General features: G+C 68.4%; 8 protein-coding genes and 1 pseudogene. 7 read left to right on the top strand and 2 right to left on the bottom strand.

The genetic code is table 11. From position 1 onward, the window contains the following. Positions 1 to 55 precede the first annotated feature (55 nt). Complete coding sequence (locus OG223_RS06900) at positions 56 to 2,725, bottom strand: cellulosome protein (RefSeq protein WP_329243852.1); 2,670 nt, start codon at positions 2,723 to 2,725, stop codon at positions 56 to 58. A 299-nt stretch (positions 2,726 to 3,024) separates the two neighbouring features. Here OG223_RS06900 and OG223_RS06895 point away from each other — a divergent pair, with 299 nt between their 5' ends. The 6 genes from OG223_RS06895 (at position 3,025) to OG223_RS06870 (ending at position 11,041) form a co-directional block, all read left to right on the top strand. Continuing rightward, positions 3,025 to 4,056 (top strand): LacI family DNA-binding transcriptional regulator, encoded by a 1,032-nt coding sequence (locus tag OG223_RS06895; RefSeq protein ID WP_329243849.1) that lies wholly within the window; start codon positions 3,025 to 3,027, stop codon positions 4,054 to 4,056. Between the two features lie 143 nt (positions 4,057 to 4,199). Then, positions 4,200 to 5,447 (top strand): sugar ABC transporter substrate-binding protein, encoded by a 1,248-nt coding sequence (locus tag OG223_RS06890; protein ID WP_329243846.1) that lies wholly within the window; start codon positions 4,200 to 4,202, stop codon positions 5,445 to 5,447. A gap of 20 nt (positions 5,448 to 5,467) precedes the next feature. Next, on the top strand, positions 5,468 to 6,439 hold the full coding sequence (locus OG223_RS06885; RefSeq protein WP_443073692.1) for a carbohydrate ABC transporter permease: 972 nt from the start codon (positions 5,468 to 5,470) through the stop codon (positions 6,437 to 6,439). After that, entirely contained in the window at positions 6,436 to 7,275 is an 840-nt protein-coding gene (locus tag OG223_RS06880; protein WP_329243844.1) for a carbohydrate ABC transporter permease, read from the top strand. Before OG223_RS06885 ends, OG223_RS06880 begins: the two co-directional genes overlap by 4 nt. A gap of 85 nt (positions 7,276 to 7,360) precedes the next feature. Further along, positions 7,361 to 9,118: an amylo-alpha-1,6-glucosidase gene (locus tag OG223_RS06875; RefSeq protein WP_329243841.1), complete on the top strand. Its 1,758-nt coding sequence runs from the start codon at positions 7,361 to 7,363 to the stop codon at positions 9,116 to 9,118. Between the two features lie 54 nt (positions 9,119 to 9,172). Continuing rightward, positions 9,173 to 11,041, top strand: coding sequence for an RICIN domain-containing protein (locus tag OG223_RS06870; protein WP_329243839.1), 1,869 nt, complete (start codon positions 9,173 to 9,175; stop codon positions 11,039 to 11,041). An 84-nt stretch (positions 11,042 to 11,125) separates the two neighbouring features. On the opposite strand, the pseudogene OG223_RS06865 reads toward OG223_RS06870, so the two are convergent. Beyond that, positions 11,126 to 12,661: pseudogene (locus OG223_RS06865) on the bottom strand (CocE/NonD family hydrolase). A gap of 75 nt (positions 12,662 to 12,736) precedes the next feature. On the opposite strand from OG223_RS06865, the gene OG223_RS06860 reads away from it, so the two are divergent. Next, on the top strand, positions 12,737 to 16,027 hold the full coding sequence (locus OG223_RS06860) for an RHS repeat-associated core domain-containing protein (RefSeq protein WP_329243837.1): 3,291 nt from the start codon (positions 12,737 to 12,739) through the stop codon (positions 16,025 to 16,027). The last annotated feature ends 22 nt before the right edge of the window (positions 16,028 to 16,049 follow it).

The following is a 16,049-nucleotide window of genomic DNA, read 5'->3' as shown; positions in this document are numbered from 1 at the left end:
CAGGTACGGGCCCCGAGGGCCACCCGTGCCTGCCGCGCCCCCATGTCTCCAGCGATTACCTCTCCGACAGAGGGGTGACCGCGATCTGGTCGATCACCGGTGCGTACGGGGACCGTTGGTCGTACTGGTTGTAGGTGTCACCGTCGAAGTCGGGCAACTCCGCGGCCGTGAAGGTGAGTTGGTTGTTTCCCCTCTTCATCGTCACCGTGACGGTCAGCTCCCGGAAGGCGTTGAAGTGGAAGGTGGTCGGGAACAGCACCCGCTTTGCCGGTCCGCCGTTGACCGAGAGGTCGGCATGGCGGGTGATCGGGTCGGGGTTGTAGTGCGTGGCCGGTGCCTGCTCGGCGTTGGAGTAGCGGATGGTCACCGCGTGCCGTCCGGCTCGCTTGGCGAAGACGTCGACCGTGAGGGCGTTGGCCTTACCGCCTCCGATGCCGGTGACTGCCTTGCCACCCTTGGCGAACGTGTACGCGTCGGTGACCTTGGCGGCTCCGCTCGGCGTGCCGTCCTCGGCCTGATACACCTTCGTCGCCGATGAGTTGGCGGCAGGTGCGACCCGGAGCCGGTCCAGCACGACTCCATGGGAGGCGCCGGTCGCGGTGACCTTGTTGATACCACCGGACAGGAACGCCCGCACCACGTCGGTGCCCTTCTTCCCGTGGCCTGCCCCGGCAACACCCAGCTTCTCGCCGTTGAGGGACAACTCCGCCCGGCCGCCACCTAGTTGGTCGACCGAGAGGGTCGCCTCACCGTCGGTGGGGGAGTAGACCCAGAAGGTCGCGGACGCGCCCTTGGGCAGTGGTACGGCGCCCGGTCCCGAGGCGCCCCGGTACGTGTACTGCGGTTGAGTCCCGGTGAGAGTGGCGTACTCGGCCTCGTAGATCGCGGGGTTGGTCACGTTCTTGTCGCGCAGCGCCAGGTCGATCTTGTCGATGATCGCGTCGCCCTTGGTGACGCCCAGGTCCGCGTCCTGCGCCGCCAGCGTGATCCGGTGCCGGCCGGCGGTCAGCTTCACGGTGGTGTCCGTGTGTCCCCAGACCACCCACTTGTAGCCGAGCGGCAGGAGCAGTTCCTGCGGGTCCGTGCCGTCGACGCGGAGGAAGACGTTCGTGGGTCCCTGCTCCTGCACCAGGCCGTACAGGTTGTAGGAGTTGGCGAAGACGCCGAGGTCGTACGTGCCGTCCTTGGGGACATCGACGTCGAAGGCCAGCACACCGTCGGAACCGGTACGCAGACCGCCCACGTTGTAGGTGCCGGAGGTCGCGAACCCGCCGACGTTCGAGGGCGTGCCCTCGGGCCCGTTCTTGGAGTAGCCCTTGCCGGTGTAGGTGGCGTTCTCCGCCTCGTACGTCCCCCGCCAGCCGACCGAAGGCTGAGCCGATGTTCCGTGGCCGCCGGGGGAGAGGATGACCTGGTAGGCGGACATCTCGTTCATGCCGGTCATCGGCAGGGTCACCGAGCCGTCCTCGCCGACGGCGACCTCCTGGTCCGTGAGCCGCAGCGGCTGCGCCGAGTCGCCGACCTGCCCGGTCCACGGGATCTCCTGCACGGTGGCATGCACCGTCCTGCCGAACAGCTTCCGGTCGATGTTCTTGAAGACGACGTCCGCGTCACCGCTCTTGCCACCGAACAGCACCCGCGACTGCTTCTTCTTCGGGTCGAGCGTCGCCACACCCTGGAGGGTGTACTGCTGGTTGGGGTGCGGGGCGGTCACCTGCACGGTGTGCCCGGACATCTGGCCGTAGGCGTTGAACAGCCACCACTGGCCGTTGCCCCGGTTGGCGTCGACGGCCGAGTCGTTGAGGTTGCCGTCGATGTTCCAGTAGGCCAGGTCCGCGTCGATCTTGGACTCCTCGATGGCGGAGACCCACTGGACGACCTGGCCGGGCACGGAGAGGTGGTAGTTGTGGCCGTACTCGTTGACGTTGATCGGCAGCGGGCCGATCCCCGCGTCCTTCTCCCACTGCCGGTACTTGGTCACGTTCGTGCGGACCGCGGCGGGTGAGGACAGTTCGTGCCAGGTCATCACGTCCGGGACGACGTCGTTGGCCTTGGCGTACTGCAGGAAGCCCTTGACCTGGTCGTAGAGGACGGAGGTGTTCGGGCCCGCGATCCTGGCGTCCGGGTCCTCGTCCTTGATGAGGTGGTAGACCTCTTTCCAGGCCGCGAAGAAGTACTGCGGGTCGTTGAGCCAGGAGACGTTGTTGTAGCTCCACGCGCCCGAGCCGAACATGTTCCCCTCGGGCTCGTTGAAGGGGACGTAGACGACGTGGTCCTTGTAGTCGCCCATCGTCTTGACCTGGTCGACCTGCTTCTTGATCTTCGCCTCGAAGTCCGCGAGCCGCTCGGGGCCGTTGTCGCCCGGCCACTGGTACGGGAAGCCGCGGTAGATGTCGGTCATGTAGATGTAGACGTCCTTGCCGCCCGAGTCCACCAACGGCGGCAGGACCTCCAGCGCGTCCGCACCCGGGTGCTGCGGGCCGTCCTGCGCCTTGGTGGACACGGTCTGCAAGTGCATGCCCTCGATGAGGTTGCGGCTCGGTGCCCCGTCACCGTAGATCCCGTACAGGGAGCCGGCGGCGCCGCCGTGGAAGGCGCCGGTGTCGGCGGCCAGATCGATGACGAGCTGTTCCGCGTCAGCGGCGTGAGCGGTGCCGGCTGAAGGGGCGGCGAGCAGGGTGGCGAGGACGGCCGCCACCGCGGCGCCGGCTCTCGTCGTTCTCATTCGTCTTCGTCGCACTGAGGTCTCCGTGGTTTCCATGCGGGTGCGGGCACTGGGCGAGCGATGTCGAACCGGTTCGATAGTGCTGGGCCGGGAAGCTAGCACCGCCGAAATCCGGCGGCAATACCTCTGACGCAGGGAGTCGTGTCAGCTCACCCCTGAATTCCAGGGGAGTTACGAGAGGTGTGGTGAGAGGTGTTGACAGCCGCCGGGGTTGTTCCTACCTTCACTTCACGCGAACCGGTTCGATGACCGGTGGTCGCCCCCTCGCAACATCGAACCGGTTCGACCTAGGAGTGCCCGTGAACATCGGTGAGATCGCCCGGCGGGCCGGTGTCTCGCGGAGCACCGTGTCCGTCGCGTTGAGCGGTAAGCGGCCGGTGTCGGAGGAGACCCGCCGGAAGATCCAGCGCGTCATCGACGAGCTGGGTTATCGGCCCAACGCCAGTGCGCGTGCCCTGGCCAACGGCCGGACCAACACGATCGGGCTGGTCTTCCCGCCGGCCGGCAACCACTACACCGGTATGCAACTCGACTTCATCGGAAGCGTGGTGGAGGCCGCCGCGGCCCACGACTACGACGTACTGCTGTCTCCCAGCGGTGTCGACAGCGACCGCTCGTTCCAGCGGATGCTGGGGGAGCGGCGGGTCGACGGCGCGATCCTGATGGAGATCAGACTGGAGGACGACCGGGTCGATCACCTGGCCGCCCTCGGCTTCCCCTCCGTCGCCATCGGCCGGACCGCGCACCCCGAGGGCACCTGGTGGGTCGGCCTGGACCACACCGCGCTGGCGGCGGCATGCGTCCACCACCTCGCGGACCTCGGTCACCGCAGGGTCGCCTTCGTCAACCGGCCCGAGCAACTCCTGCGGGCCGGATACGAGTCCGCCCATCGCGGCCTCGACGGCTTCACCAAGGCCGCGGCCGAACGCGGGCTGACCGTCCGGACGTACTGCTGCGGGGACGACGCCGCGTCCGGCCAGGCGTGTCTGGAACAGATCCTGCACGACGACCCGGCCACCACTGCCCTGGTCACCCTCAACGAGGCCGCGCTCGGCGGCCTGTACCGCGGGCTGTCCCAGGCCGGCCGGCATGTACCGCGCGACTTCTCCGTCGCCGGAGTCGTGGCAGCCAGGTGGGCGGAGACGGTGACCCCACAGCTCACCGCGGCGGACGTACCGGCGGAAGAGATGGGCCGACACGCCGTCGACCTCCTCGTCGAGCGGATCGACCAGCCCGACGCACCGCCCCGGCACCACCTGCTCGCACCGCCGATCTCGCTCCGTGCCAGCACGGGGCCCGGCACCGGCACACCGTCCACCGAGGCCCGCTGACCCAGCCCCTCCCGCACCACCTCCTGACCACGGATCACGGGCATCCCTGTCCCCCCTCGTCGCCCCGTGGCTGTTCGGCATGCCCGCTTCCCCCCTCGTCACCCTCCCGCGGCACACCCGTGCCAAAAACGAAGGAACGCGCAATGCACAGCTCCCTCGGACGACTCCGCCTCACCGCCGCGACCGTGACGGTCCTGGCCGTCGCCGGCACTGCCACCGCCTGTTCCTCCGGTTCGGGCAGCACCGGCACCAAGGCCGCGGACAGCGGCACCTACACGTTCTGGGACCCGTACCCGCAGTTCGACAAGACCTCCGCGTGGGCGAAGCTGCTCGACGCCTGCGGCACCAGGGCCGGGGTGAAGATCAAGCGGACCGCGTTCGACACCAGCGACCTGGCGAACAAGGCACTGTTGGCCGCCCAGCAGGACAACTCCGCGGACGTCCTCATCGTCGACAACCCCGTGGTGTCGACCCTGGCCGAGGCCGGCGTCCTCACCACGACCGAGGACAACAAGCTGGACACCTCGAAGGTGAACCCCAACCTCCTCGCGGCCGGACAGGCGGGCGGCAGGACATACGGCATGCCGGTCGGCGCCAACACCCTTGCCCTCTACTACAACAAGGCGGTGCTGAAGCAGGCCGGCGTCGACATCGCCTCGGTCAAGGACTGGAAGTCGCTGACCGCCGCACTCGCGAAGGTCAAGAAGGCGGGCAAGAAAGGCATCACGTTCTCCGCGATCGGCACGGAGGAGGGCACCTTCCAGTTCCTGCCCTGGTACTGGGGATCGGGCGCCGAGCTGACCGCGCTCGACTCCGACAAGGCGGTCTCGGCGCTGACGCTGTGGAAGGACTGGTTGAAGGACGGCTACGCCCCGAACTCGGTGCTCAACAACACGCAGACGACGAGCTGGCAGGAGTTCGCGACCGGCGACTACGCGTTCAGCGAGAACGGCACCTGGCAGCTCGCCAACGCCAAGAAGGCCGGCTTCGAGTACGGGGTCGTCCCCGTTCCCGCAACCGACGGAGGCAACGCGGCGGCCCCGACCGGCGGCGAGTTCGTCACCATTCCGGTCCAGGGCAAGACCGACCGCTACGCCACATCCCAGAAGATCGTCACCTGCCTGACCAGCACCGACAACCTCCTCAACACTGACACCACACTGTCGTACGTGGCACCCACCACCGAGGTCCAGGACAAACAGGTCGCCGCGAACGCCGAGTTGAAGCCCTGGGTCGACGCCGTCAAGGCGGCCAAGGGGCGCACCAGCGACGACCTGGGCACCAAGTACCCGAAGATCTCGGAGCAGTTGTGGAAGGCGGTCCAGTCCGCGCTCAGCGGCTCGAAGTCGCCGAAGGACGCGCTGTCCGCCGCCCAGTCGGCCGTCAAGTAACCAGAGACCAGGGCCAGTTGATGAGCCACATGACCCAAGTGCCACACCGGCGGCCCATGCGCCACCACAGCGGTGCGGCCCCCACCGCACCGTCCCGGCCACGGCGCCGGCCCACGTCCCAACAATGGGCCGCCTGGGGTTTCCTCACCCCGGTGACCCTCTACCTCGTCCTCTTCTACGCCTATCCCCTCTACCGCAACATCGACCTGAGCCTGCGCAACTACACGGTCCGGTCCTTCGTCCAGGGCAATGCACCCTTCACGGGCCTGGCCAACTACCGCACGGTCCTCGACGACCCGACCTTCGCCCCGGCACTGCTCCACACCGTGGTCTTCACCACCGTGTGTCTGGTCTTCCAGTACGCCATCGGTCTGGCCCTCGCGGTCTTCTTCAACCAGCGCTTCCGGCTCTCCGCGACCCTGCGGGCCCTCTTCCTGGTGCCCTGGCTGCTCCCGCTGATCGTGTCGGCGTCCACCTGGTCGTGGATGCTCAACAGCGACTCCGGTGTCGTCAACGCCGTCCTGCACGCCGTCGGCATCGGACCGGTCAACTGGCTGACAGCACCGGGCTGGTCACTGGTCTCGGTGATCATCGCGAACATCTGGATCGGCGTCCCGTTCAACCTGGTGGTCCTCCACAGCGGCCTCCAGTCCATCCCCGCGAGCCTCTACGAGGCGGCGGCTCTCGACGGGGCGAACGCCTGGCAGCGGTTCTGGCGGATCACCTTCCCGCTGCTGCGCCCGGTGTCCGCGATCACCCTTCTCCTCGGCCTCGTCTACACCCTCAAGGTCTTCGACATCATTTGGATCATGACCAAGGGCGGCCCGGCCGACTCCTCCACCACCTTCGCCACCTGGTCCTACCAGCTCGGCTTCGGCAACCTGCTGCCGGCCTTCGGCCCCGGAGCGGCCGTAGGAAACCTGCTGGTGGTCGCCGCCCTGGTGTTCGGCCTGGTCTACGTCAGGGTCCAGCGGAAGCAGGCACTGTCATGAGCGCCACTGTCATCAACCGACGCACCAGCCGCACGTGGTGGCAGACGGCCATCGGCGTCCTGTTCACCGCGGTGATGCTCTTCCCGGTCTACTGGATGCTCAACGTGTCCTTCACCCGCGACCAGGACATGCGCAAGAGCCCGCCGGATCTGATCCCTCTGCACGGCACCCTGGAGGGCTACCGCGCCGTCCTGGACCAGCAGTTGCCCTACCTCGGCACCAGCCTCGTCATCGGTCTGGGCACGGTCGTACTGACGGTGGTCCTGGCCGCACCGGCCGGTTACGCCCTGGCCAAACTCCGCCCCCGTGGCGGCGGCGTGCTCAGCTTCCTCTTCCTGGCCGCCCAGATGATCCCCGGCATCATCATGGCGATGGGCTTCTACGCCATCTACCTCAGCCTCGGTCTGCTCCAGTCGGTGCCCGGCCTGATCGTCGCGGACTCCACACTGGCCGTGCCGTTCGCCGTGCTGATCTTCACCGCGTTCATGTCCGGCATCCCCGGCGAACTCCTCCAGGCCGCGAAGACGGACGGCGCCGGACCCGTGCGCACCTTCTGGTCGATCGTCCTGCCCATGAGCCGCAACGCGATCGTCACGGTGTCGCTGTTCGCGTTCCTGTGGTCCTGGTCCGACTTCGTCTTCGCCAGCACCCTCGCCAACGGCGGCGCACACGAGCCGATCACCCTCGGCATCTACCACTACATCGGCAACAACAACCAGGAGTGGAACGCCATCATGGCGACCGCCGTAGTGGCCTCGTTGCCCGCCGCGGTGATCCTCGTCCTCGCTCAGCGCTACGTCGCCGCCGGCGTGACCGCCGGTGCCGTCAAGGACTGACGTCCCGCTGATTCCTGCTCGCCCGTGTGCCGATCACTCCTGCCCTCGTGCCGATCACCCCTGCTCCAGAAACGAGTCACGCTGCATGACCGCCGCCCCGTCCGGCCCGGCCTTCTCCGTCCACGACATCCCGTTCAGCACCTGCGGATCATGGTTCGGCATCTCACCCGTGGTGGCGGAGAAGACGTACGCCGAAGACCTTCACCTCGTCTCGCACCAGAACGGCATGCACGCCGTGCTGCGCATCGTTCCGCTCGACACGACCACCGGGGCCCGCGCCGACACCGGCCCGCACGCGACCCCGAGCCTGCTCAGTTGGGTCAGTGCTGACGGCCGCATCGACCTCGCCTATGAATCGCCGGACACCGTACGCCTGCGCGGTGACGGGCTGGGCCTGCACATCGGCGCGGCGGCGGCCACGCTGACGCCGTTCAGCGGCACCTACTTCTACCCCGAACCCGGCACGGGGGCCTATGTGTTCACCTCGTACGAGACGGGTCGGCGCTACCGCGTCACCGTGCTGTCCGGGACCGTGACGGAGGCGTCCGGCACGCAGACGCTGGGCAGCGCCGCGCGAGGTGTCACGATCGGCGCCGAGGTCGGCACGGTCTGGGAGATCGCGGTCGAGGAGTACGAGACCGCCCGCCGCCCGTACACGTCCTCGGCATCCTTCGACCAGGTCGTGGACGCCGCGCACGGCGCCTTCTCCTCCTTCGTCGACGCCGTCGCGCCCTGGCGCTCGTCCAGGACACCTGCCGCGGAACTCGCCGCCTACGTGCTGTGGTCGGCGACCGTCCGGCCGCGGGGCTTCGTCACCCGGCCCGCCGTGCTGATGTCGAAGCACTGGATGGACAAGGTGTGGAGCTGGGACCACTGCTTCAACGCCCTTGCCCTGGCGCAGGGTTCGCCCGGGCTTGCCCTGGACCAGTTCTCGCTGCCCTTCGACCACCAGGACGAGACCGGCGCGCTGCCCGACTCGGTGACCCACTCGGAGATCCTCTACAACTTCGTCAAACCCCCCATCCACGGCTGGGCCCTGCGTCACCTGCGCCGACGGCTGCACGAGCCGCTCGGCGAGGCGAAGTTGACCGAGGTGTACGACCGGCTGGCCCGCTGGACGGAGTTCTGGCTCACCATGCGGCGCGCACCCGGGTCCGCCCTCCCGCACTACCAGCACGGCAACGACAGCGGCTGGGACAACGCCACCACCTTCGACCCCGAACGCGTGATCGTCAGCGCCGACCTGGCCGCCTTCCTCGTCCTCCAACTCCGCGAACTCGCCGTACTGGCAGATGAGTTGGGGCGGCTGGACGACACGCGCAGGTGGACCCGGACGGCCGACGCGACGCAGGCGGCGCTGTTCGACGAGCTGTGGACCGGCGACCGGTTCGTCGCCCGCTCGACACACAGCGGGGCCACCTGGACCAGCTCCAGCCTGCTCGACCTGATGCCCGTGGTGCTCGGTGAGCACCTGCCCGAGCACATCGGCGACGCGCTGGCCGACCGCATCGAGGCACACCTCACCGCGCACGGCCTCGCCACCGAACTGCCCACCTCACCGCACTACTTGGACGACGGCTACTGGCGCGGCCCGATCTGGGCCCCGTCCACCGTCCTGATCGAGGACGGCCTGCGCCGCGCCGGCCACGACCGCCTCGCGGACGAGATCAGCGCCCGTTTCCGCGCCCTGTGCGAGACCTCGGGTTTCGCGGAGAACTTCGACGCCCTCACCGGCGCGGGCCTGCGCGACCGCGCCTACACCTGGACCGCCAGCAGCTACCTCCTCCTCGCCGAGGCCCATGAGCTGAGGCGCGCCGAGGCCACGGAGGCCGTCGGCGGCTGACAGACCCCCTGGGCGAGCCGCGCCCAGGAAGCACCCCTTTCGGGAGACCCGCACATGCGCATACCTCGATTCCGTTCCCCAGCCGGACGCACGGGCGGTCCTGCCGCCCCAAGAGGCCGCAGGACCGCCGTTGTCGCGGCGATCCTCGCCTCCTTCGCCGCCCTCACCCTCCCCGCGACCACGGCCCACGCCGCGGACACCTCCGTCACCGTCGACTTCTCCACCGCCGGGGGCGCCCCCACGTACCACGCCTCCGGGATGATCTACGGGATGACCCCGGACGGCTCGCTGCCGCAGGACCACTTCTTCACCGACATCAAGTGGCACTTCATGCGAGCCGGCGGCGCCCAGCTCAACAGCGGCGGCTACGCCACGAGCCTCGCCGACTACCAGACCCGCTGGGCCTCAACTCTCGCCCAGTACAAGCGAACCGCCGCCCTCGGCGGCACCTTCGTCCTCCTCCCGCACGACCTGTGGGGCGCCGACGGCACCACCAGTCAGGGCTGGCCCGGCGACAACGGCGACTGGACGCAGTTCGACGCCTTCGTCACCCAGCTCATCGGTGACGTCAAGGCCAACAACATGACGGTCCAGTGGGACCTGTGGAACGAGCCCGACGGCAGCGGCTTCTGGGGCGCTTCGCAGACGCAGTACCTGGCGATGTGGTCGCGCTTCCACGCCAAGGTGCGCGCCGCCTTCCCCGCCCAGCTCATCGTCGGCCCGAGCATCGCGGGCCAGCCGAACTCCTCCAATAGCTGGTGGACGACGTATCTGGCCTACGTCAAGGCCAACAATGTCGCCCCCGACATCTATAGCTGGCACGACGAACCCGGTGACCCCGTCACCGATGTCGGCCGCGCCAACTCCACGCTGGCGGCAGCGGGGTTGACCAACACCCGCGCCTACCAGATCAACGAGTACGCCACCCTGTCCATGCAGTCTCCGGGCGGCGGCGCCTGGTTCATCGGCCGCCTGGAACGGGCCGGCGCCGACGGACTGCGCGGTAACTGGGCCTCCGGCACCGCGCTGCACGACAACGAGGCCAACCTGCTCACCAAGAACAGCGCGGGCCAATACCTGCCGCTGGGCGAGTGGTTCATGTACCGCTACTACGGCTCGCAGACCGGCAACATCGTCAAGCTCACCGCCGGCACCGGCACCGACGGACTGGCCACCAAGGACAACTCGGCCGGCAACGCCAAGGTGTTGCTCGGCAGCAGCGGCAACACCGGCACCGTCACCGTCAATCTGACCGGGCTCAACACCACGTCCGTCGTGACGAACAGTCAGGTCCGCGCCGTCGTCCAGCGCATCCCGTACAACAGCGGGGCCGCCGTCACCGGACCGGAGACCATCGCCGACACCACCCTCACGGTCAGCGGCAACTCGGCCTCGGTGAGCCTGCCTTGGACGAATGCCAAGGACGGCTACACCGTCACCCTGCTGCCCCCGTCCAAGACCACCGTCTCCACGGTCGCGGTCAGCCAGAACAGCGGCCAGTGCCTGGACGACACCAACCTCTCCACCGCCAACGGCACGCAGTACCAGCAGTACTACTGCGAGGGCGGCTATCAGCAGATGCTCGACCTCAAGCCCGTCAGCGGTACGACCAACACCTACTCGGTCGTCAACGAGTTGAGCGGCAAGTGCCTGGACGTCTCGGGAGCGTCCACCGCCGACGGCGCCGCCGTCATCCAGTACACCTGCAACGGCGCCACCAACCAGCAGTTCACCCTCAACCCCGTCACCGCACTCGGCAACAGCCACGACTACCAACTCGTCGCCGCCCACAGCGGCAAGTGCGTCGACGTCACCGGTGTCTCGACCGCTGCCGGCGCGCTGATCCACCAGTGGACCTGCGACGCGGCGAGCGTATTGAGCACCAAGAAGAACCAGATCTGGCGGCTGCCCGGGAAGAGCTGACCGCCGTCACGCACGACGATGTGGAGGAGCACGCCAAGTGCCCCTCCACATCGTCATGGGTGTGACGAAGCGAAACGCGTTATGTCAGGAGGCCTGCCGGACCGGCAGCACGATCGCGGAAGGATGCTCCGGGTCGTGGAAGACCTGCTGGTCGCCGGCGCGGAGGGTGACGGCGGTGGCGCGGGGTTCACCGGTACCGGGGTTGCGGTTGAAGCGGGAGAAGGCGCCGCTGGAGACCTGGACGCGGATACGGTGGCCGCGCTTGAAGCGGTAGGCCGTCGGCCACAGTTGCACTGTCGCACACGTCGTTTCGTCAGCGCCGGCGAGGCTGATCAGGCCGTCGCAGACGTTCGTGGAACGCCCCTTCTCGTCGACGTCGCACAGGCGGACGAAGACGTCGGCATGCGGCAGGCTGGAGCGGAAATAGACCTCTGCGCTCACTTCACCGACGACCTCAACGTCCCTCTGGAGGGTGGGAGTTGTGTACGTCAGGACGTCGGACCGGGCCTCCAGCTCGGCGTTGTCCACGCGGCCGTACTTATGAAGGGTCCACATGCGGACGCCGCCGACCGCGGGGGTGGGGTCGGCCGGGTCGTAGTGGTAGTCGTCCGGAGTCGAGTCGGCGGGCGGGTCGGTGGCCAGGGTGCCGCCGGCCTGGAAGTGGAAGCGCTGCGGCTCGTATCCCGGGGGCGGCCAGCCAGGGAAGTCGCGCCACTTGTCCTCGCCCATGACGAACAGGCGCACCGGGGCGCGCTCCGGCGGCTCTTAGCCCTTGGCGAGGGCCAGGCCCCACTCGATCGCCTCGCGGGTAGCCAGTCCGTCCATCGCCATCGCCCAGTGCGCCCAGGGGCCGATCGTGATCCTGTGCGGGGTGGCTTGTCCGGTCTCGTGCAGGGTCTTGAAGTCGCGCAGTTGGTTGGGCAGGAACAGGTCGTACCAGCCGCCGACCAGACTCGCCGGCACGGTGATGTCGGCGACCGTGTCGACGTGGTCGGCCGGCTGCCAGAACGGGCCGTCGCCGTCGTGGTCCAGAACGTTCTGGAAGTACTCGTTGCGGTGGCCCAGAAGGCCGACATCGGCCTGGCTCAGCGGCAGCGTGCGCATGGCGCGCAGGATCTCCCGCTCCTCCAGCGCGCTGCGTACGTTGGCGAACCGGCGCTCCTGCCGTTCGACCTGGACTCCCCAGGTGAACGGGGTCTCCAGAGCGAAGCCTTCCTTGCGGTTGAAGGCCATGCTGAAGGTGGCGTTGGACACCACCGGAACCATCCCCTTGACCTGGGGCGGCACGGCGTCGGCCACTGCCCACTGCACATAGCCGACGTAGCTGGCGCCGACCAGGACGATCGACTCACCGGCCCACGGTTGCTTGACCACCCAGTCCAGGGTGTCCAGACCGTCCTCGCGCTCGCACAGGAAGGGGTTGGCCGGGCCGTCGGAGCCGAAGGTGCCCCGTGTGCTCACGATCACCGCTTGGAAGCCGCGCTCGACCAGCGGCTTGGCCGCCCCCAGTGCGAGCGTGCCCGCTCGGCCGGACGGAGTACGGATCAGCACGATCGGCAGGCCGTCACCGCCGGATTCCGGGCACCATCGGTCGGCCAGGAGGATGGCGCCGTCCCGCATGGGAACGGTCAGATCGCGCTCGACAGCCAGGTCCCGCGTCTGTGGCGGGGGGAGCTTCTGGAGGTACTGGGTGATGTGGCTGTTGAGGTTCATGGGGTTGCGTGCCGTCAATCAGGCGGTTGGCACCTGCGCCTGCGCGACGGCAGCGACTACATCTTCCCCTGGTACGGACCGCTCAGGGAGATCCGCGACCGCTACGGCAACGCCATCCACCTCACCCGCTCCGACGGCACCAAGGGCGATGTCACCAGCATCACCACGCCCGGTGGCCGCTGGATCTCCCTCACCTACGACAGCCAGCACCGCGTCACGGGAGCACGGGACAACACCGGCCGTACGACGTCGTACACGTACGACAGCGCGGGACGGCTCCAGACGGTCACCGACCCTGCGGGCAAGGTGAGTTCGTACACCTACGACGGCACCTCCAACCGCGTCGCGACGGCCAAAGACGCCCGCGGCATCGTCTATATGAGCAACACCTACAACGCCGACGGCCGGGTCCAGCACCAGACGCTGACCGAGGGGCAGGCGTACTCCTTCGCCTACACCCAGACCGGCACCGGGCAGATCACCGCGGCCGAGGTGACCCAGCCGGGCGGCGCGATCCGCCGGGTGGAGTTCGACGACTCCGGCTTCGGCGTCAACGACACCGAGGCGTACGGCACCACACTGGCCCGCAAGACGGTCTACGAGCGGGGCACGAACCACCGGGTCACCGCGGTCGTCGACCCCTACGGGCGGCGCACCGAGCTGTCGTACGACGCCAACGGGCATGTGACCTCCGCCCTGGAGCTGGCCGGGACGACCGATGCCCGCTCAAGTGGCACGACGACGTTCGACGGCCTCTACGACCAGCCCACCAGGATCACCGACCCGCTGGGCAACGCCACCGTCCTCACCTACGACGCCACCGGCAACCTCCAGACCGCCACCGACCCCGAAGGCCGCGCCACCGCCTTCACCTTCGGCGCGGACGGCCAGGTCAAAACCGTCACCGACAACGCGAACGCCCCAACCCAGTACACCTACAACCACGGTGACCTGACCGCGGTGAAGGACGCCGAAGGCCGCACGACGAAGCAGTTCACGGATGCCGCCGGCCAGGTCAGCGCCCTGACGGACGAAGCGGGAAACCTCACCACCGTCTCCTACGACCAGCTCAACCAGACCCGCCAGGTCACCGACCCCCTGGGCGACACCACAGCCCTCGGCTACGACGACAACGGCAACCTCACCGCCCTCACCGACGCCCGCGGCAACACCACCACCTGGGCCTACGACGACGCCGACCGCCCGAAATCGGCAACCGACCCGCTCGGTGCACAGGCCCTGTTCACCTACGACGCGGCCGGTTTCCTGAAGAAGGCGACCAGCCGGTCGGGCAAGGCGGCCACCGCCGACTACGACCTGCTCGGACGCACCAAGACCGTCCAGTACGGCGTCGACGACCTGGGCCAGGCGGAATCGGCCGTCGGCTACACCTACGACGCCAAGGACCGTCCCCAGCAGGTCACCGACAGCCAGGCCGGCAACCAGTCCTTCACCTACGACGCCCACGACCGCCTGGCCTCCACCACCGGCCCCACCGGCACGGTCGGCTACGTCTACGACGCCCACGACCGCCGCACCCAGATGACGGCGGCCGCGACGACCACGACGTACGGCTACGACAAGTCGAGCATCCTCACGTCCGTCACGTCGGGTTCGCAGCAGGTCACCTTCGGCCTGGACGCGGTGGGCCGGGAGAAGACCGCCGCCCTGCCCGGCGGCATCACCCGCACCACCGGCTACGACACCACCGGCGTCATCAAGTCCATCACGTACGCCCAAGGCAGCACATCCGTCGGCAACTTGGCATACACGCGGGACGATCGCGCCCTGCAGACCGGACTGACCGGCTCACTGGCGAAGGTGGCCCTGCCCGCCGCCGAGACCGGGACGCAGTTCGGCATGGACAACCGCATCACCACCTACGCCGGCCGCACCTTCACCTACGACGCCAACGGCCAGCTGACCAGCGACGGCCAGCGCACCTACACCTGGAACGCCCGTGGCCGGCTCACCGGCCTGAACAAGGCCGGAGCCGTTTCGTCGTTCGGCTACGACCCGCTCGGCGGCCGCAGCGCGAAGACGAGCGGCGGCACCACCAACCGGTACCTGACCGACGGCAGCAACCCCTTGGCGGAACAGAACAGTTCGGGAACCACAACAGCCACAGTGGCCACCTCCGGTCTGGACTCATTCCTCACCCGCACGGAAAGCGGAAAGACCCAGGTCTACCTGACCGACGCCATGGGCAGCGTGGTAGGCCTCGCCAACTCGGACGGCACGGTCGCGACGACGTACGCCTACGACCCCAACGGCACACCCACCGCCTCCGGTTCGGCGACGACAAGCCCGTACACCTTCACCGGCCGCGAGGACGACGGCACTGGCCTGCTGTACTACCGCGACCGCTACTACGACCCGCAGACCGGCCGCTTCATCTCCCAGGACCCGAGCGGCCAGGCCGGCGGCACCAACCTCTACGAGTACGCCCTGTCGTCCCCGACCACGTACACCGACCCCTCCGGCAACAATCCCCTGATCGCCGCATGTGTGATCGGCGGCCTCATGGACGGCGGCCTCGACTGGCTCACCCAGCGTCTGTCCGGACGCAAAGTCAACTGGGGCCAGGTCGGCCAGTCCGCCGTCACCGGCTGCCTGGCCGGCAAGCTCGGCGAAGGCCTCGGAGCCCTGGCCGAAGGCAGAGCCGGTTCCAGACTCGGTAGCTGTGCCCTCCCCAACAGCTTCACCGCCGACACACCGGTCCTGATGGCCGACGGAACCCGCAAGCCCATCAAGGACGTCGCCATCGGCGACACCGTCATCGCCACCGACCCCGAGACCGGCAACACCGGCCCACGCAAGGTCACTGCCCTGATCAAGGGGAAGGGCAAGAAACAACTGGTCGACGTCACCGTCGACACCGACGGCCCGACGGGCGGCAAGACCGGCACCGTCACCGCGACCGACGGCCACCCCTTCTGGGTGCCCCAACTCCACCAGTGGATCAGCGCCGGTGACCTCACCGTAGGTCAGTGGCTGCAGACGAGTGCCGGCACCTGGGTCCAGATCACCGCCGTCCGCCGCCGCACCGAGCAGGCCTCGGTCTACAACCTGACCGTCGACGGCCTGCCTCCACACCTACTACGCACTCGCGGGTTCGACGCCGCTTCTGGTCCACAACTGCGGTGCGGACCCGGCCGCGGTCGACCCGGACTTCACCGTAGGAGCCATCCGCAATACGGACGGCACGTGGACCATCCCCGAGGACTCCCCGCTGTACCGGCCACCGGGAGTGAACCGGGTCGGGCAGGGTAGGTCCGAGGGCAAAATCGAGATC

This window comes from Streptomyces sp. NBC_01478, from assembly GCF_036227225.1.
Lineage (GTDB): Bacteria > Actinomycetota > Actinomycetes > Streptomycetales > Streptomycetaceae > Streptomyces.
Note: the sequence above shows the minus strand (reverse complement) of the source record. Positions and strands in the feature narration are given on the sequence as shown.

Bases quoted from the DNA above. Each gene is read 5' to 3' on its own strand.
- OG223_RS06875 (WP_329243841.1), top strand. From the start codon at position 7,361: ATGACCGCCGCCCCGTCCGGCCCGGCCTTCTCCGTCCACGACATCCCG.
- OG223_RS06870 (WP_329243839.1), top strand. From the start codon at position 9,173: ATGCGCATACCTCGATTCCGTTCCCCAGCCGGACGCACGGGCGGTCCT.
- OG223_RS06900 (WP_329243852.1), bottom strand. From the start codon at position 2,725: ATGAGAACGACGAGAGCCGGCGCCGCGGTGGCGGCCGTCCTCGCCACC.
- OG223_RS06890 (WP_329243846.1), top strand. From the start codon at position 4,200: ATGCACAGCTCCCTCGGACGACTCCGCCTCACCGCCGCGACCGTGACG.
- OG223_RS06885 (WP_443073692.1), top strand. From the start codon at position 5,468: ATGAGCCACATGACCCAAGTGCCACACCGGCGGCCCATGCGCCACCAC.
- OG223_RS06880 (WP_329243844.1), top strand. From the start codon at position 6,436: ATGAGCGCCACTGTCATCAACCGACGCACCAGCCGCACGTGGTGGCAG.